Below are 22,960 nucleotides of genomic sequence, written 5' to 3'. Positions count from 1 at the left end.
TTGATCGCGGTCGGATTGATCGAAGGCTGAGCGATCTGACGGAGCAGAAGACATGAGGATTCTCGTGGCGCGCGCCGTCCATGCGCGCCGCCCGCAGCTCGGGCGGCGCGCGCGACTGTCGCAATCGATGGGGCCTGCGATGCAGCGTTGCGAGCGAGCGATTACAGCTTGACCAACACCTTGCCGCGATTGTCGGCGCCGCCGACGAACAGGCTCTGGTACGCCTGCGGGATGTCGTCGAAGCCGTGGCGGATGGTGTGGGCCGAGCTCAGTTCCTGACGCCGGATCATCCCGCCCAGGTCGCTGTGCAAGGCCTGCCAGTTGGAATCGGTGAACCACTCCAGCGAGAAGATGCCGCGGATGGTCGCGCGCGGAAACATGATGTACGGCAACAGCCGCGGCCCGGTGTAGTCCTGTTCGACCTGGCTCGCCCATTGCCAGCACACCGCGACCTGGCTGTCGACGTTGAGCATCGAGAACACCACGTCGGTGACCATGCCGCCGATGCTGTCGAAGTATTTGTCGACCCCGTCGGGCGCGGCCTGCTGCAGCGCTTCGCGCATCTTGTCGGCGGTGTCGTTGGCCTTGTAGTCGACGATCGCGTCGAAGCCCAGCTCGGTGAGGTACTGCGCTTTCGCCTGCGAACCGGCGGTGCCGACCACGCGCGCGCCGGCGCGCTTGGCCATCTGCCCGACCAGGCTGCCGATCATGCCCGAGGCGCCGCTGATGACGATGGTGTCGCCGGGCTTGACCGCCATGAACTTGGTCAAGGTGCCCCAGGCGGTCATGCCCGGGCCGCCCATCACCCCGAGCGCGGTCGACAGCGGCAAGGTTTCGTCGTAATTAGCCGGATCGAGTTTGCGATAAGCCGGAAACACCATCGGAAACGTACCGGTCTGCCACAGCGCCGGCTTGCCGTCGCTGACCAAATGCGTGCGCCAACCGCCAAACCCCTGCAGCAGATCGCCGGGCTTGAACGGCGCATCGGGGCCGGCGTCGAGCACTTCCATGATCGAATCGGCGCCCATGTGGTTGCCGATCGGCGTGTCCAGGCAGATGCCCTGCAGATACGGATCGACCGACACGTACAGCGTCTTGAGCAGCATCTGCCCGTCGCCGAGGGTCACGTCGAGTTCTTCCTCGACCTTTTCATAGATGCGGCCGGCATCGGGCACGCCTTCGACATGCTCGCGCACTACCCATTTTTCGATCTTCATGTGCTCAAGGTCCTGGTGGTGATCAATTGCGGGTAAGCATCGGCGGGGCGGTAAGCGGGCGCGGCCGGGCCGACCGGATGGATCAGATGGGTCGGCAGCGGCTTGTGGTGGTCGATGCTGGCGGTGAAATCCTTGTCGTCGTCCTTGCAGATGAACTGCATGACGTGACGGCCCGCGGCGGCGGCGCGAATCAGGCCGCCGGTGGTGGCCCATACGCCGGACACGTAGAAATTCGACAGGCCCTCGAGCACCGGGCCGTTCTTCTTGATTTCCTCTTCCAGGGTCTCGCCGCTTTCGACGAACGGCTGCCAGCCGAGCACGGTGCCGTCGTAGTTGCCGGTGTAGCGCACCTGAGTCAGCGGGCTGGACACGTCGCGCACGGTGATCGAATCCTTCAGTCCCGGATAGCGTTTTTCCAGGAACCGGATCATCGCGTTGCTGACCTTGCGCTTGGCCGCGTGGTACTCGTGGCCGCGCCGCACCGGCAAGGTGTGGAACTCCTCGCCCTTGCGCTTGCGGCTGACCTGCTCGGGGCCTTCGTTGAGCGCGCGCCACGGCGCGATGTCGCAAAAATACGTGGCGTAGACGATGGTGGTTTCGCCCGGCGCGAGCTCGGGATAGTGCTGGCTGCGGAACTGCACGTTGATGCTCGGATGACGGATGCCGACCATCTCGGCGGCTTCTTCCTCATCGAGCAGATAGGTGGTGCAGGGCTCGCCTTCGGGAAACGGCTTGTCCAGGCCGAGGAAGGTGATGAAGTAACCCGGGAACACCATATGCGGCTCGGTGATCGTCTCGGTGTAGAGCTTGCGATAGGTTTCGCTGAGGTACTTGCCCTTGAGGAATTTCATCATCGTGGTGTGGCCGTCGGCGGCCGAGACTACGATGTCGGAGAACACCTCGCGGCCATCGCTCAGGCGGATTCCGACGGCGCGATCGTTCTCGACCAGGATCTCCTCGACCTTGGCGTTGTAGTTCACTTCGCCGCCCAGGCGCCGGAAGCGTTCCTCGATCGACTTGGCCAGTCCCAGCGAGCCGCCCTCGGGTACGCCGGCCGACAAGTTGGCGTGCGAGGCGAGCTGGAAATAGAACGGCAGCACCGGAAAATTCTGGTGCTTTTCGTACAGGATGAAATTGAACGCCTCGCGCAGGAACGGGTCCTTGAACTGCGCCGAGTAGTCGGTCATCAACACGCTGATCGACTTGCGGATGGTGTTGAAGTAGGGGATGAACGAGGCCAGCATCTTCCAGCGTTCCCAGCGCCCCATCAGCCCGACCGGCTTGAGGAAGGGGTACACGTTCAGCGCCTTGCGGAACTTGCGCAGGCCGCCGACGAATTCGCGGATCAGCTTGGTGTCGGCCGGCGAGATCTCGATCAGATGCGCTTGCAGCCGATCGGGATCGGAATAGAAGTACACCTCGCGGCCGTCGGCGCCGCGCACGATGTTGAACACGTCGAAGTGGCGCATCTGCTTGCCTTGCAGCGCGCCCAGTTCCAGCCAGATCTGGTGCATCTCGTTGCCCGGGCCGTTGCCGAGCAGCCAGCTGATGCAGCAGTCGAAGGTGAAATCGCCGCGTTCCCAGGCGGTGCAGCAGCCGCCGGGGATTTCGTGCATCTCGAAGATCTGCGTCTTGTATCCGTTCATTTGCGCGTAGCAGCCGGTCGACAGACCGCCGAGCCCCGCGCCGATGATGATCATGCTTTCTCTGTTGCCCAGCGTATGCGACATGGTCCTGGCTTCCTTGGAGGTCAGACGGCGGTGGCTTGTTCGAGCGCGACGGGCGCGTCGACGAGGCGCAGCTTTGCGGGCCGTTCCGGTGGGGTTTTATCGAGTTGCGGGAAATGGCCGAGCTTGCCGGTGTGCCAGGGCGCGGCGCCGCCGCTTTCCCAGGCCTTGAACTCGCGGCCGAGTTCCTTGCAGATGAACTGCATGACGAAGCGGCCCGACGAGGCGGCGCGGATCAATCCGCCCAGGCCGACCCATTGCCCGGCCATGTAGAAGCCGCCAAGCCCCGGCAATTGCATGCGGCCCTTGTTGACCAGTTTGTTGGCGAGGTCTTCGGCATCGCTGAAGGCCTTCCAGGCCAGGATGCTGCCGTTGCTGTTGCCGGTGTAGCGCTTGGTCGTGGCCGGCGAGGCCACGTCGACCAGTTCGATCCGCTCGCCGATGCCCGGATAGAGTTTTTCCAGGAAGCCGCGCACGAATTCGCCGACCTGCTTCTTCTCGGCCCAGTAGCGTTTGCGATCCTCGGTGCGCAGATTGCGCCAGTAATTGAATTCGCTGAAGTAGGTGCAGTGGATCACCGAGCGCCCGGCCGGGGCGAAGCCGTCGGAATAGCGCGAGCGCAGCTGCACCACGATGCTGGCCTGCAATGCGCCGGGCAGTTGCTTGGCTTCTGCTTCGCTCAACATGTAAGTGGTGCTGTGCGAATCGTTCGGGTCGAGATCGCCTTCCAGGCCGACAAAGGCCGAGACCACCGCCGGGAACAAAATGCCCGGCCTGTTGAGCATCTCGTCGTACAAGGTGTCGATGGTCTTGTTCTTGTACTTGCCTTCGAGCATGCCGTAGATGGTGGTGTAGCCGTCGGCGGCCGAGACTACGAAGTCGGCGTAATGGCGCGCGCCGCCCTTGAGTTCGACCCCGACCGCGCGTCCGTCCTCGACCAGAATGCGGTCGACGCGGGCGCGGTAAGTCAGGATGCCGCCGAGCGCGGCGTAGCGTTCCTCGATCGAACGCGACAAACCCAGCGAGCCGCCCTGCGGGAAGCCTGCATTGTTGTTGTAGGCGCAGGCCATGTTGTACAGGTACGGCAACAGCGGGAAGCATTCCGGGTCTTGATAGAAGATGTTGCGGAACGCGCGCTTGAGCAGCGGGTCCTGGAACTTGTCGGCGAAGTCGTGCATCGGCGTGGCCGCGTTGCGCCAGAACAGCCGGAACGCGGGCAGGATCTCGAGCATGGTCTTGATCTTTTCGCTCACGCTCTTGAGCGGATCGGGCTTGAGGAACGGGTACAGTTCGATCTTGATGAAGCGGCGCAGGTCGGCGCAGAACGAACGGATCAAGGCTTCGTCGGCCGGAGAGATTTCCAGCAGATGGCGTTCGAGCCGATCGGGATCGTTGTAGAACGTGACCGAGCGGCCTTGTTCGTCGACGACCTTGTTGAACATGTCGAAGTCGCGCACCGTCTTGCCGTCGAGCGCGCCGAGTTCGCGCCAGATCCGGTTGGCGTCGTTGCCCGCGCCGGTGCCGATCAGCCATTCGATGCAGTAGTCGAAGATGTAGCCCTTGCGCGACCACGCGGTGCAGCAGCCGCCCGGCAGCACATGGGTTTCGAAGATGCGCGTGTCCATGCCGTTCATCTGGCCGTAGACGCCGGCGGCCATGCCGCTGACGCCGCCGCCGATGACGATCACGCGCGGTCGGCCGTTCGCGCGCGGTGCGCGATCGCTCCAGTCGGGGCCGGTGTCACGCGACATGGGCGGCCTCCATGGATGGGCGCGCGCGCGGCGGCGCGGCGATGGTGTGAGGTGAGTGGCCCGAGTCAGGCGTCATGGTCATGGCTTCCTTGCGGCTCAGGCGGCGGGTGCTGGCGACAGCGCCGGCGAGGTATCGACCAGACGCAGCGGTCGCGGACGTTCCAGCGGCGGGTCTTTGTCGAGTTGTGGCAGATGGCCGAGTTTGTCGCGATGCCAGGGTTCGCGGTTGCCGCTTTCCCAGGCCTTGAACGGCACGCCGAGTTCCTCGCACAGGTACTGCGCGGCGAAGCGTCCGCTCGATGCGGCCTTGATCAGGCTGCCGCCGTTGATCCAGTGGCCGGCCATCGAGAAACCGCTGAGTCCTTTCAGACGCATGCGGTCCTTATTGACCAAGGCGGCGAGCAGGTCGTCGGCATCCGGCGATTTCCAGGCCAGGATCGCGCCCTTGTGATTGCCGGTGTAGCGCTCGGTGGTGGCCGGCGTGCCGACGTCGACCAGTTCGATCCGTTCGCCGATGCCCGGATACAGTTTCTCCAGGAATCCGCGCACGAACTCGGCGACTTCGCGTTTCTTCGCCCAGTACTGCTTGCGATCGGTGCTGCGCAAGGTCTTCCAGTAATCGAAATCGCTGAAGTAGGTGCAATGGATCACCGACTTGCCTTCCGGCGCGAAACCATCGGAATAACGCGAGCGCAGCTGCACCACCAGGCTGCCCTGGTCGGCGCCCGGCAGCCTGGCCGCGTCCTGCGCATTGAGCAGATAGGTCGTGCTGTGGGATTCGCTGGCCGGCACGTCGCCTGCGAAACCGACGAAGGCCGAGACCACGCCCGGATAGCGTTCGCCGGGCCGGTGCAGCACGTCGTTGAACAGCTTGTCCAGGCGCGGATTGGTGTACTTGCCGTCGAGCAGGCCGTGCAGGGTGAACATGCCGTCGCAGGCGGCGACGACGTGGTCGGCGTAATGCTTCTCGCCGTTCTTGAGTTCGACCCCGACCGCGCGGCCGTCCTCGATCAGGATGCGATCGACCCGGGTGCGGTAGTTGATGATCCCGCCCAGTGCGAGATAACGCTCCTCGACCGAGCGCGACAGCCCCAGCGAGCCGCCCTGCGGAAAGCCCACGTTGTCGTTGTGCGCCTCGGCGAGGTTGTACAGGTACGGCAGCACCGCGAAGTTCTGCGGGTCCTGGAAAAACATATTGCGAAAGCCGCGACGCAGCAGCGGATCGGCGAAACGATCCGCGTACGGTCCCATCTGCGCCGCGCCGGTGCGCCAGAACAATCGGAACGCCGGCAGCACCTGACGCATCATCGCCAGTTTCTCGCGCCAGTTCTCCAGCGGCGCCGGTTTCAGGAACGGATGCAGGGCGAGCTTGGTGAAGCGGCGCAGATCGTCGCAGAACGCCTTGATCAGCGGCGCGTCAACCGGCGAGACCTCGATCAGATGCTTTTCCAGACGATCGGGATCGTTGTAGAAACGCACCTCGCGGCCGTGTTCGTCGACGACCTTGTTGAACAGATCGAAGTTCTTGACCGTCTTGCCGTCGAGCGCGCCGAGTTCGCGCCAGACCTGGTTGGCGTTGTTGCCCGGCGCGGTGCCGTTGAGCCACTCGATGCAGTAATCGAAGATGTAGCCCTTGCGCGACCACGCCGTGCAGCAGCCGCCCGGCAGCACGTGCTTTTCGAAGATGCGGGTTTCCAGCCCGCTCATCTGCGCGTAGCTGCCGGTGGCCATGCCGGCCACGCCGGCACCGATGATGATCACCCGCGGCTTGCCGCCTGCAGCGCGCTCGCGCGCGCTCCAGTCGGGGCCCGACTTCGACGGTTTGGCCGCGTCCGCGTCAGGCGACATTGGTCTCGTCTCCCACCAGGATGCCGCGCGCCAACGCCGCGTTGAGCGCGATGTAGTCGTGGTCGAGCATGTCGGCGTGCTTGCCGAAACCCTTGAACACCTTGGTGTGGGTGGTCGAGCTGCCATGCCAGGTGCCGCGGTGGCCGGTGCCGTAGAACACCAGCTTGTCTTCGTCGGAGATCACGCTCACCGGCGCGGCGATCTTGCCGATGTTCGGGGTCTGGCTGCAGAAGCGGATGTAGTCCTTGGCCTGCTCCATGGTTTCCTGGGCCACGATCGCCGAGCCGGTGTGCTTGCGCAAATGCTCGGTGAGTTCGCGTTCGAAGGCTTCGAAGTGCTCGTTGCCCAGTTCGAAGGATTCCGGGATGCGGTAGGAATCCATGATGACCACGTTGGGCACTTCGCGGCCGCGGCGTTCTAGTTCCTTGGCCACTTCGAAGGCGAGGTTGCCGCCGAGCGAATAACCGAACAGAGTGCAGTGGCCGTCGGGCGCGTGGATGCTTTCGATCAGGTCGGCGTAACTGGCCACCTTCTCGTCGCCGAGGATGTAGTTGAACGAGACGAACTCGTACTCGGGCATATGCACCGCGAGCTGGCGATACACCAGGCCGTGGCCGCCGGCCGGCGGGAAGCAGAAAATGGTCTGCTCGTGCTCCTTGCCCTGGTTGAAGCGCAGATAAGGTTGCGCGCCGGCCACCCGGCCCAGGCTGATCGCCTCGACCGTCTTGGCCATGCCGTGCAGGGTGGTGACCTTGAACAGCTGGCTCACCGCGATCGCGATGTTGAACTCGGTCTGCAGGTTGTAGATCAGTTCGATCAGCTTGATCGAGCTGCCGCCGACTTCGAAGAAATCGTGCTGCAGGCCGACCTGTTCCAAACCCAGCAACTGCTTCCAATGCTCGGCCATGCGCACTTCGTACAAGGTCACCGGCGCTTCGAACTCGGCCTGGCCGGCGTCGAAGTCGGGCGCCGGCAACGCGGCCAGATCGACCTTGCCGTTGGCCGACAGCGGCAGCGCGTCGAGCTGGACGTAGTGGGCCGGGATCATGAAGGTCGGCAGATACGCGGCCAAGTGCTCGCGCAGCGCGCGCCAGTTCAGGCGTTCGTCCGCGTCGGCGGCCACGCAGTAAGCGCACAGCGCCGCTTCGCCGCGCGCGTCCTCGCGCACGGTCAGCACCGCCTGCTTGACCGGTTCCCAACCGGCGAGCTGGGATTCGATCTCGCCGATCTCGACGCGATGGCCGCGTACCTTGACCTGGGTGTCGACCCGACCGATCAACTGCACTTCGCCGTCGCCGCTCCAGCGCGCGAGGTCGCCGGTACGGTACAGACGCTGCGGTTTCGCGCCGGGGCTGAGGGTCAGGGTGACGAAACGCTGCGCGGTCTGTTCCTCGTCGCCGACGTAGCCGGCGCTGACGCCGCCGCCGCCGATCCACAATTCGCCGGGCACGCCGGCCGGCAGCGGCTGCAGATGTTCGTCGAGGATGTATAGCGCGCTGTTCGGGAACGGCCGGCCGATCGGCACCATGCGGCTGGGTTCGAGGTGTTCGGTCGCGCCTTCGAAATAGGTGCTGTCGATGGTCGCTTCGCTGAGGCCGTAGGAGTTGATCACGCGGGTACGTGGCCCGGCCAGCGCGCGCAGGCGCTGGTATTCCTCGACCTTCCACACGTCCGAACCGACCACCAGCAGGCGCATGAAGTCCAGGCGCTTGCCTTCGCGATCGCAATAATCCATGACCCCGCGCACCACCGCCGGCACGAACTCGGCCGCGTCGACCTGTTCGTCGAGCATCACTTGAAACAGGCGCGCGGTGTTGAACAGCAGTTCGCGGGTGATCAGTACCAGCTTGCCGCCCGAGCACAAGGCGCGGACCAGATCGCCGGCGAACACGTCGAACGAGAAGCTCGCCATCTGCAGATGCGCGTTGGCTTCATCCAATCGGTATTCGCGCTCCCAGCCGGCGTAGGCCGAGGCGAGATTGGCGTGGGTGACGCGCACCGCCTTGGGCTTGCCGGTCGAACCGGAGGTGTAGATGACGTAGGCGCTGTCGTCCAGACGCACCGGGAAATCGACCGGCGATGCATCGGTTTCGGCATCGGCGATCAGATGCAGTTCGTCCAGGGTCAGCACTTCGCCGGACCACGAGGTCAGGCGTTCGCGCCGGTCTTCGTCGATCACCGCGAACTTCGCATCGGCGTGTCCGACCATGTAGGCCAGACGCTCGGCCGGGTACTCGGGATCGAGCGGCAGATACGCACCGCCGGCCTTGAGCACCGCGAGCAGGGTGACGATCAGTTCCGGCGACTTGTCCAGGCACAGCGCGACCACCGCGCCGTCGCGCACGCCGAGCTCGCGCAGCTTTCGGGCGAGGCGATTGGAACGGCGTTCGAGTTCGCCGTAGCTCAGCTGCCGGGCCGGACCGGTTTCGCCCGGCGCCGCCACCGCGATCGCCTCGGGCTTGGCCAGGGCGATGTCGGCGATCAGCTGATGCACCGGACGAGTAGCCTGCGCGGTTTCGCTCGCGCCGCTCCACTGTTCCAGCACCGCGGCGCGCTCATCATTGCCGAGCAACTGCAGTTGGGCGATCGACTGCGTCGACGGCACCCGGGTCAGTTCGTCGAGCAGGTTGACGTAGTGCGAGGCCAGCCGCTGCATGGTCTGCGGCAGGAACAGGTCGGTGTTGTACTTGAACACGCAGTGGAAACGCTGGTCGGCTTCGTCTTCATACGCGGACAAGGTCAGGTCGAACTGGCCTTCTTCCTCGGGCAGTTCGATGTATTCCAGGCGGTAGCCGTACTTCTCGGTCGCGACCTTGTGCGCGAGCAGGATGAACATCGCCTGGAACACCGCCGAGCGGCTCGGATCGTGCTGCAGTCCGAGTTTTTCGACCAGCAGCACGAACGGGTATTCCTGGTTGTCCAGGCCGTTGAGCACGATCTGCTGCACCTGCGCGAGCATCTGCGCGATGCTCGGCTGCTCGGACAGGTTGACGTGCAGCGGCAGCGGATTGACGAAGTAGCCGTAGACCTGGGCGAACTCTTCCTGGGTGCGGCCCATCACCGGGCTGCCCACGATCACATCGTCCTGGCCGGTGTAGCGGTGCAACAGGATGTAGTACGCGCTGAGCAGCACCATGAACACGGTGACGCCGTTTTCGCGCGCCAGCGAGTGGATGCGCGCGCTCAGCTCGGGTTCGAGCACGAAGAACTGCGAGGCGCCGTTGTGGGTCTGCACGATCGGCCGCGGCTTGTCGGTTGGCAGATTGAGGATCGGCACTTCCTCGGGCAGGGCCGACTGCCAATAGTCGAGCATCTTGCTGGCGTCGCGGCTGGCGAGGAACTTGGTCTGCCAGTTGAGGAAGTCCAGATAGCGCGCGCGGATCGGCGCCAGCTCGGTCTTCTCGCCGCGGCGCAGGCCTTCGTAGATCGACAGGAGCTCTTCGATGAAGGTGAAGGTCGAGATCGCGTCCGAGATGATGTGGTGGACGGCCTTCATGATCACCCAGCGATCCTTGCCGCGCTTGTACAGGCGGAAGCGCACCAGCGCGTCGTGTTCGAGATCGTAGGGTTTGCGGTATTCGCGGATGATGTGCTGGTAGATCTCGTCCCAACTCTTGTCCTGCGCGTCGATCAGGGCGATGTCGTGCTTGCCCTCGGCCGAGATCTTCTGCACCGCGTGGCCTTCGTCGAGCATGAAGTTGGCGCGCAGGCTCGGGTGGCGCGCGATCAGCGCGCGCACGGCCTCGAACATCAGCTCCGGTTCCAGTTCGGCCCGCACCTCGACCGCGCCGCCGATGTTGTAGGCGAAGCCGTCGGGATTGAGTTGCTTGAGGAACCACAGCGCGTTCTGGTTCTGGGTCAGCGGGTAGCGGGTGTCGTCGGTGTGGGCGATGAAGCCGGAGGTGCCGTCGTCCTCGCCTTCGGCCGCGACCAGGTCGATCAGCGCCGCATGCAGTTGCTCGCCGAGGGTGCCGATCGAGGAACTGCTCAGCAGGGTGACGACCGGCAACGCGACCTTGAGTTCGGTGTGGATGCGCGCGCGCAGTTCCATCGCCAGCAGCGAATCCAGGCCGAGCGCGTTGAGGCTGGCGTCGGTGTCGATCTGCTCGTGCTTGATCCGCATCACTTGCGCGATCAGGCCGTGGAAACGTTCGTTGAGCAGGCTCCAGCGGGTCTCGGCGTCGCCGTCGCGGAAGGCGTCGACGAAGCTGCCGTGTTCCTGATTGCCCGCGCCGGCGTTGTGCTTGGCCAGCTCGACCACCAGCGGCGGCGGCGAGGCGTACCAGGCCAGGAAGATCGGCCAGTCGACCACGGTCGCGACCAGTAGTTGGGCACGATCCTGCCCGATCACCCGTTCGAGCACGTCCATGCCCGCGTCGGGCGACAGCGAACTCATGCCGCGGCTGTTGCGGTAGTGATCGATCAGGCCGAGTTCCTCGATCATGCCGGTCGCCCACGGGCCCCAGTCCAGCGCGAGCGCGGGCAGGCCGCGCGCGCGGCGGTGGTGGGCGAGGGCGTCGAGGAAGGCGTTGCCGGCGGCATAGTTGGTCTGGCCGGCGGTGGTGACCAGGGACGCGATCGAAGCGAACAGCACGAAGTGTTCGAGCGGCTGATCGGCCAGATACTTGTGCAGCAGCCAACCGCCGACGACCTTGGGTTCGTACACCGGATCGAAACTGTCGCGTTCCATCTCGGCGAGTAACGTGTCGCGCACCTGGCCGGCGAGGTGGAAGGCGCCGCGGATCGGCGGCAGTTCGCGCTGGCGATAATCTGACAGCCAGCCGTTGAGCGCGCCTTCGTCGGTGATGTCGAGCTGGGCCAGGATCGGCTCGGCACCGAGGGTTTCCAACTCTTTCAGGAAGCGCACGTTGCGGCCGACCGGGCTGTTCGGATCGGTGTCGCGCCATTGCGCGCGCGGCGGCAGTTTGCTGCGGCCGACCAGGATCAGCTTGCGCGCGCCGCGCTTGACCAGAGTGCGGCAGAGCAGGCGGCCAAGCGCGCCGAACGCACCGGTGACGAGGTACGCGCCGTCGGCGCGCAGGCGCAGCGGCAGCGGCTTGGTCAGTTCGGTCGCCGGCATCAAGCGGCTGGTATAGCGCTTGCCGTCGCGCAGGGCGATTTCGTCCTCGTCGACCAGCAGCACTTCGCGGCGCAACGCGAGCGCTTCGGCGCGCAGTGCGGCGGCGTCGTAATGGCCCGACGATTGCAGATCGATCAACTTGCCGCGCTGCGCGACCAGTTCCTGATACCACAGCACCCGGCCGATGCCCCAGGCCGGCGCGCCGAGCGGTTCGACCGCGTCAAAGCGCCGCACCGCCTGGGTGCCGCGGGTGACGATATACAGCTTGCCGTGCGGATGCGAACTCTGCAGCGCCTGACTCAGCGCGATCAATGCATACGCGCCGCGGCTGTTGCCGGCCTGCAGGCCGGGCGCGTCGATCTGATCGAGGGTGGGATGGTCGAGATTCCACAGATGCACGACCGAACCGAAGCGGCCTTGCTCGTGCTTGGTCAGATCGGCGAACAGGCGCTGCAGATCCTTGACCGAGCCGGGCGCGACGGTCGACTCGCGCAGATCCTTTTCCAGCTTGTAGCGCTTGCCCGGACGCACCAGATGCACGCGCTCGCCGCGATTGGCCGCCAACGCGGCCAGTTCGTCGCCCACGCCCTGGGCGTCGGCGAAGATCAGCCAGCCGTCGCTTTCGCCGGCCAGACCGGGTTCGGCGATCGCCAATCCGGTTTCGACCTGCGCGGCCTCCTCGGCCTTTTCGACCCAGGTGATTTCGGCCAGCCAGTTGTCGATCGTGTTCAAGCTGACCTTGGCGCTGGCGTTCTCGACGTTGGCCGCGCGGAAGCCGCCGACCCGGCCCAGCGGCGCGCCGTGTTCGTCGTAGACGAAGATGTCGCCGATCAATTCGTCGCCGCCGTCGAAGGTGATCACCGCATGCACCCACAGCGCGCGCTCGCCGATCGCGTCGGTGCGCACTTCCTGGATCGACAGCGGCAGGCGGATGCCGGTGTCGCTGGCGTCGTCGCTTTGCTGCTTGAGGATCTGCGGCGTCAACAGCGCCTGGAAGCAGGCGTCGAGCATGGCCGGATGGAAATGGTGATCGGCCGCGCCGCCGAGCAATTGCGGGGTCGGCGCGATCCGCGCCAGCGCTTCGCCGGGCGCGACCCACACTTCCTCGATGCCCTGGAACGCCGGGCCGTAGTGATAACCCATCGAAGCCAGCGCGTCGTAGCAGGCCGAACGCGCCAGATACAGCGGGCTGCGTTCGCGCACCGCGGCTACGTCGAGCTTAGGCCCGCTGCGGCGGCCCTGGCTGGCGCGGATGCTGCCGCTGGCATGCACGGTGCGGTCGTTGCCGTCGGCCGATACGGTCGAGACGTTGAAAGTCGCGCCGTCGGAGGCGAACGACAGCTGCACCGTCGTCGCTTCGGCGTCGGGCAGGAACAACGCCTTGCGCAGTTCGATGTCGGCGATCGCGGCCGAAGCGCCGCCGGTCATCGCGCGCACCGCCTGGGTCGCCATTTCGATATAGCCGGCGGCCGGGAACAACACATTGCCCTGGATGCGATGGTCTTCGAGGTAAGGCTGGTGCTCGACGTCGAGCTTGGCTTCCCAGGTCGGTTCGGCATTGGCCATGCGCCGGCCCAGCAACGGGTGATCGAGCTGTCCCAGGCGGATCTGTTCGACCGGACGCGGTTCGATCCAGTAGCGATCGCGCTTGAACGGATAGCGCGGCAGGGTGACGTGCTGGCCGCGCGGATGCAGCGCTTTCCAGTCGATCGTCAGGCCGAGGTTATGCAGGCTCGCGAGCGAGGCGGTGAAGCGCGCGGCTTCGTCTTCCTGGCGGCGAATCGACGGCACGCTCTTGGCGCTGCCGCCGCGCGCGGCGAAGCATTCCTGGATCGAGTGGCCGAGCACCGGATGCGGGCCGATTTCCAGGAACAGATCGTAGCCGTCGTCCATCAGCTGATCGATCGCGGCGCGGAAGCCGACGCTATTGCGCACGTTCTCCCACCAGTAGTTCGCGTCGAGCTCATGGCCATGGGCGATGCCGGGACGCGCGGTCATGTACAGCGGCACCTGCGCCGGATGCGGCGCCAGGCCGTCGAGGCATTGCAGCAATTCGTCCTTGATCAGATCCATCTTGGCGCTGTGATACGGCACGCGCACGGTCAGGAACTTGGCGAACAACTGCTCGGCCTGCAGCTTGGCCGCGAGTTCGGCCAATGCGTCCTGATCGCCGGCCAGGGTGATCGCGGTCGGGCTGTTGACCGCCGCGACCGACACGCGATCGCCATAGGGTTTCACCCGCTTGAGCGCTTCGGCCTCGCTCAGACTGACCGCGAGCATGGTGCCGGTGTCGACCAGCTTCTGCTGCAGGCGGCTGCGATGCACCACCACCTTGACCGCCTGTTCCAATGTGTACACGCCGGCGGCGTAGAAGGCGGCGACCTCGCCGGTGCTGTGGCCGACGATCGCGTCGGGCACGATGCCGCGCGCGCGCCACATCGCCGCCAGCGCGATCTGCACCGCGAAGTTGGCCGGCTGCGCGAGCCAGGTGTCGCTCATCTTCGAATCGGCTTCGGCCGCGTTCATTTCATCGATCAGCGACCAGTCCACGTGCTTGGACAGTTCGCGGTCGCATTGCTCGATCACTTCGCGGTAGATCGGATCGTGTTCGAACAACTGCCGGCCCATCGCCCACCACTGCGGGCCCATGCCGGTGAACACCCAGGCCAGTTTCGGCGCGGCGGTGCCGCGGCGCTCGTCGGCGACGATGTGCGGATGCGCTTCGCCGGCGGCATAGGCGCCCAGGCGTTCGAGCAGCGCTTCGCGGCTGTCGTAGACGAACGAGAGCCGCGCTTCCAGATGCTGGCGGCGATGGGCGAGGGTGTAGGCGAGGTCCTTCAGCGATACCGCGTCGGCGCCGTCGCGTTCGAGTTCCTTGCGGATGCCGTCGACCAGTTCCGGGAACGCGGCCGAGTCGCGCGCGGTCAGCGGCAGGATGTTGTAGCGCGGCGCGATGTCATTAGCGGCGTCGGCCTGGGCGTGCAGGTCCGCGCGCGGCGGCGCTTCTTCCAGCAGCACGTGCGCGTTGGTGCCGCCGAAGCCGAACGAGTTGACGCCGGCGCGGGCCGGGCCGTCGTGCGCCGGCCACGGCGTGACCTGGGTCGGGATCTCGTACGGCATCGAGGCGATGTCGATGTCGGGGTTGATGGTGTTGAGGTTGATGTGCGGCGGGATCAGCTTGTGCTTGAGTGCCAGCGCGGTCTTGATCAGACCGGCGACGCCCGCGGCCGCTTCGGTATGACCGATATTCGTCTTGACCGAACCGACGAAGCACTTGTCGCCAGGCTTGCGGCCGATGCCGAGCGCGCGCCCCAGCGCCTTGGCTTCGATCGGATCGCCGACCGGGGTCGAGGTGCCGTGCGCTTCCATGTATTGCAGGCTGCCCGGTTCGATCCCGGCTTCCGCGCACACCCGCTTGATCAAGGTCACCTGCGCATCGGGATTGGGCACGGTGATGCCGTTGCTGTGGCCGTCCTGGTTGACGCCGGTGCCGACGATCACCGCATAGATCGGATCGCCGTCGCGCAGCGCATCGTCCAGGCGCTTGAGCGCGACGATGCCGACGCCCTCGGCGCGCACGTAGCCGTTGGCGGCGGCGTCGAAGGTGCGCGACTTGCCTTCCGGCGACAGGAACCCGCCCTTGGTTTCGGCGATGGTGTATTGCGGGGTCATGTGCAGCAGGGTGCCGCCGGCCAACGCCAGGCTGGTCTCGCGTCGGCGCAGGCTGTGGCAGGCCAGATGCACGGCGACCAGCGACGAGCTGCAGGCGGTGTCGATCGACAGGCTGGGGCCGCGGAAGTCGAAGCAGTACGAGATGCGGTTCGACGCCATCGTCATCATCGTGCCGGTCGCGGTGTGCGCGGCCAGGGTCTCGAAGCTCAGATCGGCGAACTGCACGATCTTGTAGTCGAGGGTGAAGGCGCCGACGAACACACCGATCTCCTGGCCTGCGAGTTCGCCGGGCTTCTGGCCGCCGTCTTCCAGCGCTTCCCACGACACTTCCAGCAACTTGCGCTGCTGCGGGTCCATGTAGTCGGCTTCGCGCGGGCTGATGCCGAAGAACGCCGGATCGAATTCGTCGAAGCCGTCGATGTAGCCGCCACGCCCGCCGACCAGGCGGCCGGGCTTGCTCTTGTCCTTGCTGCCGAGGGTGCCGACGTCGTAACGGTTGGCCGGGGTCGCGGTCAGGCAGTCCTTGCCCTCGATCAGGTTCTGCCAGAACGCGCGGTGATCCGATGCGCCGCCGGGCAGACGGCAGCCGATGCCGACGATGGCGATGCGGTCGTCGCCGACGCCCGCTGCCGCGGTCGTGGATGCGCTGTCCGCGCTGGAGGCGTGGTGGGCCGCATCGTCGCTCGGAGTCTCGCGGGTCGAGGCCTTGCTGATGGAATCCGTCATGATCGAGTCCTTGTTGTTACATCGCCGGTACGTGGGTGTGGATTGCGAGGGGAGGCTTGCGATAGCAGTGCGGCTTCCGGTCGGAAGCTCAGCGGAAAGGCTCAAGGCGGCGTGGGCGCGGGCTTCTTGCGCGGCCGCAGCGGGTGGACGAGGGTCGAGAAGATCGCGCCGTTGCGCGGGAACGAGCCCGGATCGAACAGGCCGATCGCGCGCGGCTTGCGGTCGGGCCGCCAGGTGTAGCTGCCGAACAAGCGGTCCCAGATCGACAGGTCCGAGCCGAAATGCCCGGCCTCGGCCTTGTCGGCGCTGTGATGCATGCGGTGCAGCTCGGGGCTGGCGAGGATGTGGTTGAGCCAGCCCAGGCGCACGTCGATGTTGGCGTGGACGAAATAGCCCTGGGCGATGATGAAGATGCCGACCGCGAACACCGCGTGCTCGGAAAAGCCGATCAGCGCCAGCGACACCTGCACCAGGAACTGGGCCAGGACGATGTCGAACACGTGGTTGACGCCGTTGTTGCCGACGTTGACCTTGTCGGGCACGTGATGCACGCCGTGCAGCCGCCATAGCAGCGGGATGTCGTGGCCGGCGCGATGCACCGCATAGCTCGCCAGCGAACTGAGCAGCAGCGCGAGCGGGATCTCCGCCCACAGCGGCAGCACCGGGTGCAGCGGCGCGACCATCGACACCACCACCATCACCGGCAGCTGAGCCAGCCCGCCGCCGATCATCGTGATCACGAAGTAGACCGCGTACAGGCCCCACTCGCGCCGCGAGGGCAGCCATGCGCGCTCGTACGGAATAATTAATTCGAGCATCGCCAGGTAGAAAATAGTGGCGAGCAGAAAGCCGAAGCTGGCCGCGCCCGGATCCCAGTCCAGGCCGATCGCGGCAATTACGTAGATAACCACGGAAATTAATAATAACGGGTGCGCGATATAACTAACAAAGCCCAACGGGTTTATCCGGGCGGGCGTGACCCGGGTTGGGTTTTCACGCCCCGTGACAGCGCTGTCAGATAATCCGGCGATATTAAGCGGGTCGCGGTCACAGTCGAATCGGGAAGCGTCCGTCAGGTTGGAACTGCGATCGGCGTCCGTATTCATGGCCGGCTCCGGCGGATATTCCCGGGGGCGTGGGTATTTTTCCGGCCGACGCGAAGCTGGAATACCGGCCGCGGCGATAGCGAGACGCCGTTCGCGGCTACGCGAAGCCTTGCGGTTGTTGACGCGCAGAGCAAGACCGAATCGTCCATGCGACCCTCGTGAGTGACGTGATTGGTCAGCTGACATAATGCGTCACCGCATCCATGCCGGCGGATGAAAAACGCCGTGCGGCGTCTTCGAATATCTCGGCGCTAATATTCGGGGCAGGCGGAGGCCGCAGTCAAAGGAGCAAGCCCGATTTAGCAGTGACGCGGATCATTCTTCCGAACATTGATTCCCATGCGGGAAAGATAATGTGCTGGTATTGGCATGCCATTCCGCCCCCGCCACGGCGAGCCGCAACGCGATGGCACTTATTAATTACAAGCGCGCGTCGGCCGGATGACGAATATCCCCGGCCGACGCGCGCGAACGGAATAAGCCCATAACTACTAGGAGTCACGACGATGCAGTTGGCGACCGAGCGCGTCATCGAAGTCAGGCACTGGAACGACAGCCTTTTCAGCTTCCGCACCACCCGCGATCCGGGCTTCCGCTTCGACAGCGGACACTTCGTCATGGTCGGGCTGGAGGTCGACGGCAGGCCGCTGATGCGCGCCTACTCGATCGCCAGCGCGCACTACGAAGACCATCTGGAGTTCTTCAGCATCAAGGTGCCCGACGGTCCGCTGACCTCGCGCCTGCGCCACATCAACAACGGCGACCCGGTGCTGGTCAGCCGGCGGCCGACCGGCACCCTGGTGCTCAACGACCTCAACCCGGGCAAGCGCCTGTACCTGCTCGGCACCGGCACCGGCCTGGCGCCGTTCCTGAGCATCATCCGCGACCCGGTGACTTACGAGCGCTTCGAAACCGTGGTCCTGGCCCACGGCGTGCGTCACGTCAGCGACTTGGCCTATGCGCAGTTCCTTGAAGAAGAACTGCCGAAGCACGAGTTCCTAGGCGACTTGATCCGCAGCCAGTTGATCTACTACCCCAGCGTGACCCGCGAGCCGTTCCGCAACCAGGGCCGGATCACCGATGCGATCGCCGACGGGCTGATGGCGCAGACCCTCGGCTTGCCGCCGCTGGACCCGCGCGAGGACCGGGTGATGTTGTGCGGCAGCCCGCAGATGCTCGAGGACACCGCCGCGCTGCTCGAAGGCCGCGGCTTCAAGCCCTCGCCACGCACGCGCGAACCGGGCGATTACGTGATCGAGCGGGCGTTCGTGGAGAAGTGAGCGGGAACTGCCGGGAATCGGGAATGGGGAGTCGGGAATCGGAAAGCGGAGCGTAGTCGCTTCGTTGCCGCCGGTCCCGTCGCCTCGCTTTTCCGATTCCCCATTCCCGATTCCCCATTCCCGCAATTCAAAGAGACCACACATGAGCACCTGTCAAACGGCCGTAACGCTGATCGGCGCACCGACCGACATCGGTGCGGGCTACCGCGGCGCGCGCCTGGGGCCCGAAGCGCTGCGCATCGCCGGACTCACCGAATCGCTGAGCGCGCTCGGCCTGGACGTCGCCGATCGCGGCAATCTGGAAGGCCCGCCCAATCCCTGGACCGAACCGGTCGACGGCTATCGTCATCTCGACGAAGTCGTGGTCTGGAATCAGCGGGTGATGGACGCGGTCGGCAAGGAACTGCGCGGCGGCCGCATGCCGATCCTGCTCGGCGGCGATCACTGCCTCGGCCTGGGCTCGATCACCGCGGTCGCAAAGCATTGCCGCGAGCAGGGCAAGAAGCTGCGGGTGATCTGGCTGGACGCGCACGCCGATTTCAACACCCACGACATCACTCCGACCGGCAACATGCACGGCATGCCGGTGGCCTGCCTGATCGGATTGGGGCCGCAATCGCTGACCCATCTGGGCGGCTCGGCGCCGGCGATGCAGGTCGACGAGATGCGCCAGATCGGCACGCGCTCGGTCGACGCCGGCGAGAAGCAGCTGATCAAGCGCCACGGCCTGCCGGTGTACGACATGCGCAAGATCGGCGACATCGGCATCAAGAAGGTCATGGAGCAGGCGTTGGAAGGCGTCGACGACAACACCCACATCCATGTCAGCTTCGATGTCGACTTCCTCGATCCCAGCATCGCGCCCGGCGTGGGCACGGTGGTCTCGGGCGGGCCGAATTATCGCGAGGCGCAACTGGCGATGGAGATGATCGCCGAGAGCGGCCGCATGGGCTCGCTGGACATCGTCGAACTCAATCCGATCCTCGATCGCGACAACGGCACCGCGCTGGTGGCGATCGATCTGGTCGAAAGCCTGTTCGGCAAGTCGACCTTGGCGCGCGAGTGAAGCACGGCGGATCGCTTTAGTTGTGCGGCTGAGTTGATCGGCTCGATGCGCGATTGAGGCGATGGACGTTTGAAGTTCTCAACGATCGATGCGTATCGCCCCGGCATTGTCGGGGCGATACGCATGGGGTTTGTCTGCGTGCGCGAATCGATCGATGGCCGTGATGCGCGGCCGCGTCGCGGCCCGATAGCCCGGGTCGCTACGTAGTCTCGTAGCAGGGGCTTTCAGTCCCGGTTACATCCGATCGCCAAGTGCTTGCATGTAGACGCACCGCTTCGACGGTCAGTTCTGACGCCCCACCCAAGAAAACCTCGCGGCGTTGCACCGGCTTTGGGCTTGGACTTGTTGGTTATCGGCAGGCGATGAGGCGCATACAGGTCCACCGCCACCAGTCGGCGAACAAATCGTCTCGAACTAAAACCCGAACGTTCGTTCGTTTATCGCCCACGCATCGGCGAGGCAATTGCTTGCCCGCACAAAGGTGCTGCGACGCCGCATGACGTGTGCAAATGGCGTGTTAAGTTCCGACGGACGATCCACAACCTCACACGCCAAGGCCGCAATCGTTCCCGTATTGCGTATCGAATCCAGGATGCGTCGCGCACAGGGGAAGTGCGCGCGACGCTGACACCGGCCGCAGGCAGCACCACGCGTCGCCCTTGCACCGCCCAGCCGCAACGCCGCACCGGCTCGGGTTCGCCATCGCCGCAACAGACATTGACGTCAGCCACGTTGCAACGAAACGCTTCAATACAAAGGGGGAAATCACATGATCGCTCGCCAGTCGAGTCGTAAAGCCTTGTCCTGGGCCATCGCATTGAGCCTGGCCTCGCTCGCCGCGAGCGCGCAGGCGCAACAGGCCGCCGCACCCGCGCAGGAAGAGGAAGCCAAGACCCTGGCCGGCCTCACCGTCACCGCGCAAAAGCGCGAGGAGGCGATGCAGGACGTGCCGATCTCGATCACCGCCTTGCCGCAGCAGTTGCTGCAGGACAGCGGCGTGCGCGACGTCAAGGACGTGCAGGTGTTGGTGCCCGGCCTGACCGTCAGCAGCACCCAGAGCGAAGTGCAGACCGTCGCGCGCATCCGCGGCGTCGGCACGGTCGGCGACAACGCCGGCCTGGAATCCTCGGTCGGCGTGGTCGTCGACGGCGTGTACCGTCCGCGCAACGGCGTGGGCTTCGGCGACCTGGGCGAGATCGAACGCATCGAAGTGCTCAAGGGCCCGCAGGGCACGGTGTTCGGCAAGAACACCTCGGCCGGCGTGATCAACGTGATCACCCGCCGCCCGACCTACGACACCACGGTCGAGGGCGAATTCACCGTCGGCAACTACGGCGCGCTCGGCGCGTCCGGGTCGCTCAACACCACCATCGGCGAGAACGCCGCGTTCCGGATCTACGGCGCCAAGCGCAAGCGCGACGGCTTCACCGACGTCGAAATCGGCCGCGGCCCGCGCGCCGAGCGCGACGACGGCGACCAGAACTTCCACACCCTGCGCGGCCAGTTGCTGTTCGAGCCGACCGAAAACCTCGACATCAACCTGATCGCCGACTTCACCAGCCGCGAAGAGAACTGCTGCGTCGGCCTGACCACGGTGCGCGGCCCGACCTCGGCGATCATCAACGGCCTGGTCGGCGGCATCGGCGTGGCGCCGGTCGCCGATCCGTTCGCGCGTCGCGCCTGGAGCAACCGTCCGACCACCCAGGACATCAAGGACAAGGGCCTGTCGGCCGAGGTCAACTGGATCACGCCGTGGTTCAACGGCGCGACCCTGACCTCGATCACCGCCTCGCGCGACTGGCAGGCGATCAACGGCCTGGATTTCGATTTCACCACCGCCGACATCATCTACCGCAATCCGAACCCGAACGAATCGTTCACCGGCTTCAAGCAGTTCAGCCAGGAATTCCGCCTGACCGGCTCGACCGACAAGGTCGACTGGATGTTCGGCCTGTTCTATGCCGACGAAGACCTCAAGCGCAACGATTCCTACAGCATCGGCGCGGCCTACGAGCCGTATCTGTCGACCGCGGTGCTCGGCCAGATCGCCTCGCGCTTCCCGGCCGGCGTGGTCAACATGGCCAATGCCGCGACCTTCCTGTCGCAGGCCGCCGGCCGCCCGTTCGGCAGCAGCTTCGCCGGGCTCGGCGCGCTCGATCGCTACAAGCAGAACAGCAGCAGCGTCGCCTTGTTCACCAACAACACCTGGCATGCGACCGACAAGCTCGACCTGACCTTGGGCCTGCGCTACACCAAGGAAAACAAGGAACTCGATTCGGTCTACAGCAATCCCAACGGTGGCCTGGGCTGCGGCGCGGCGCTGGGCAATCCGGCCCGGGTCGGCCAGGCGCTGGCCGCGCGCGGCGTGCCGGTCGCGGCGCTGGGCGCGCTGGTGCCGCAGGTGGTCGGCTTCATGTGCCTGCCGTGGGCCAACACCCTGCATAACGGCCGGGTGAGCAATCAGGAACGCGACGAGAAGGAATGGTCGGGCACGATCAAGGCAGCGTACCGCTGGAACGAACACGTCATGGGCTACGCCTCGGCCGCGCGCGGTTACAAGGCCGGCGGCTTCAACCTCGATCGCGTGCAGTCGTCGAACGGTCTGTCGGCCGGCACCGCCGGCATCACTCCGGTCAACGACACCTCGTTCCCGGGTGAGTTCGTCGACAGCTACGAGCTGGGCGCCAAGACCACCTGGGCCGGCGGCAACCTGCTGCTCAACGCGACCTTGTTCCATCAGACCTATAGCGACTTCCAGCTCAACAGCTTCCTCGGCACCAGCTTCGTGGTGCGCTCGATTCCGGAAGTCGTGTCCCAGGGCATCGACACCGAAATCCTCTGGCAGCCCGGAATCAAGGGCCTGATGCTGCAAGGCGGCGTGATGTACGCCGACACCAAGTACGGCAACGATCCGCTGCCCGATGCGGACCTGGCCAAGTTGCCGGGCGCGCGCGCGAGCTTCGCGCCGTTGTGGTCGGCCTCCGCGTCGGTGACCTATCAATGGGATTTCGGTTCCAGCCTGATCGGCCGCGCCAACATCGGCGGCAAGTATTCCTCCGACTACAACACCGGTTCGGATCTGGACCCGGAGAAGGGCCAGAAGGCCTACACCGTGGTCAACGCGCGGGTCGGCATCGGCGCCAAGAGCCGTCGCTGGATGGTCGAGGCCTGGGCCTTGAACCTGTTCGACGAGGAATACAAGCAGGTCGGTTTCGACGCGCCGCTGCAGACCGGTTCGTGGAACGCCTTCCTCGGCGCGCCGCGCACCTATGGCGTGACCTTGCGGATGATGTACTGATCGATCCGCGTCTGCGTCTTCGCCGCATCGCGAGGTGCGGCGGAGAGCGGGAGGCCCGGTCCTCGTGATCCCCGCGAGAGTGCGGCACGGATTTCGGAGTCATGCGGTGGTGAAGCCCTGGATCCCCGCCTTCGCGGGGATGATGGGCAACCATCCGCACGCGTCCGCGTCTGGTCGCCGAGACCGCAC

At 65.4% G+C, this 22,960-nt stretch carries 9 protein-coding genes; 3 read left to right on the top strand and 6 right to left on the bottom strand.

Annotated elements, in window-relative coordinates; all coding sequences use genetic code 11:
- Positions 1–161 precede the first annotated feature (161 nt).
- The 6 genes from ASD86_RS06840 to ASD86_RS06815 all read right to left on the bottom strand — a co-directional run bounded on the left by ASD86_RS06840 (position 162) and on the right by ASD86_RS06815 (position 16,932).
- Complete coding sequence (locus ASD86_RS06840; RefSeq protein WP_056108565.1) at positions 162–1,217, bottom strand: NADP-dependent oxidoreductase; 1,056 nt, start codon at positions 1,215–1,217, stop codon at positions 162–164.
- Positions 1,214–2,947, bottom strand: a complete 1,734-nt coding sequence (locus ASD86_RS06835; protein WP_200957215.1) for an NAD(P)/FAD-dependent oxidoreductase — start codon at positions 2,945–2,947, stop codon at positions 1,214–1,216. The genes ASD86_RS06840 and ASD86_RS06835 overlap by 4 nt, the downstream gene beginning before the upstream one ends.
- Before the next feature lie 20 nt (positions 2,948–2,967).
- A complete protein-coding gene (locus ASD86_RS06830; RefSeq protein ID WP_082578126.1) occupies positions 2,968–4,695 on the bottom strand; it encodes an NAD(P)/FAD-dependent oxidoreductase in 1,728 nt (575 codons plus the stop codon).
- A gap of 96 nt (positions 4,696–4,791) precedes the next feature.
- The gene (locus ASD86_RS06825) at positions 4,792–6,543 is read right to left on the bottom strand and encodes an NAD(P)/FAD-dependent oxidoreductase (protein ID WP_082578125.1); all 1,752 of its coding nucleotides are present in this window, start codon (positions 6,541–6,543) and stop codon (positions 4,792–4,794) included.
- Positions 6,533–16,021: an HSAF biosynthetic non-ribosomal peptide synthetase/polyketide synthase gene (locus tag ASD86_RS06820; RefSeq protein ID WP_082578124.1), complete on the bottom strand. Its 9,489-nt coding sequence runs from the start codon at positions 16,019–16,021 to the stop codon at positions 6,533–6,535. Before ASD86_RS06820 ends, ASD86_RS06825 begins: the two co-directional genes overlap by 11 nt.
- Before the next feature lie 101 nt (positions 16,022–16,122).
- Entirely contained in the window at positions 16,123–16,932 is an 810-nt protein-coding gene (locus ASD86_RS06815) for a sterol desaturase family protein (RefSeq protein WP_200957214.1), read from the bottom strand.
- A 701-nt stretch (positions 16,933–17,633) separates the two neighbouring features.
- Between ASD86_RS06815 and ASD86_RS06810 the strand changes: the two genes are divergently transcribed.
- From ASD86_RS06810 to ASD86_RS06800, 3 genes are all read left to right on the top strand, one after another.
- Positions 17,634–18,407 carry a ferredoxin--NADP reductase gene (locus ASD86_RS06810; protein WP_056108560.1) on the top strand — a complete coding sequence of 258 codons (774 nt, stop codon included), beginning with the start codon at positions 17,634–17,636 and terminating at the stop codon, positions 18,405–18,407.
- Between the two features lie 142 nt (positions 18,408–18,549).
- Positions 18,550–19,473 carry an arginase gene (rocF, locus tag ASD86_RS06805; RefSeq protein ID WP_056108557.1) on the top strand — a complete coding sequence of 308 codons (924 nt, stop codon included), beginning with the start codon at positions 18,550–18,552 and terminating at the stop codon, positions 19,471–19,473.
- A gap of 769 nt (positions 19,474–20,242) precedes the next feature.
- Positions 20,243–22,771: a TonB-dependent receptor gene (locus tag ASD86_RS06800; RefSeq protein WP_056108555.1), complete on the top strand. Its 2,529-nt coding sequence runs from the start codon at positions 20,243–20,245 to the stop codon at positions 22,769–22,771.
- The last annotated feature ends 189 nt before the right edge of the window (positions 22,772–22,960 follow it).

Origin of the sequence: Lysobacter sp. Root690, assembly GCF_001427785.1 — a bacterium.
Taxonomy (GTDB): domain Bacteria; phylum Pseudomonadota; class Gammaproteobacteria; order Xanthomonadales; family Xanthomonadaceae; genus Lysobacter.
This window is presented reverse-complemented; position numbering and strand designations above follow the sequence as displayed.

What these genes read in the sequence shown, in the direction of transcription:
- ASD86_RS06840 (WP_056108565.1), bottom strand. Translation starts at nt 1,217, where the DNA reads ATGAAGATCGAAAAATGGGTAGTGCGCGAGCATGTCGAAGGCGTGCCC.
- ASD86_RS06835 (WP_200957215.1), bottom strand. Translation starts at nt 2,947, where the DNA reads ATGTCGCATACGCTGGGCAACAGAGAAAGCATGATCATCATCGGCGCG.
- ASD86_RS06830 (WP_082578126.1), bottom strand. Translation starts at nt 4,695, where the DNA reads ATGTCGCGTGACACCGGCCCCGACTGGAGCGATCGCGCACCGCGCGCG.
- ASD86_RS06825 (WP_082578125.1), bottom strand. Translation starts at nt 6,543, where the DNA reads ATGTCGCCTGACGCGGACGCGGCCAAACCGTCGAAGTCGGGCCCCGAC.
- ASD86_RS06820 (WP_082578124.1), bottom strand. Translation starts at nt 16,021, where the DNA reads ATGACGGATTCCATCAGCAAGGCCTCGACCCGCGAGACTCCGAGCGAC.
- ASD86_RS06810 (WP_056108560.1), top strand. Translation starts at nt 17,634, where the DNA reads ATGCAGTTGGCGACCGAGCGCGTCATCGAAGTCAGGCACTGGAACGAC.
- rocF (WP_056108557.1), top strand. Translation starts at nt 18,550, where the DNA reads ATGAGCACCTGTCAAACGGCCGTAACGCTGATCGGCGCACCGACCGAC.
- ASD86_RS06800 (WP_056108555.1), top strand. Translation starts at nt 20,243, where the DNA reads ATGATCGCTCGCCAGTCGAGTCGTAAAGCCTTGTCCTGGGCCATCGCA.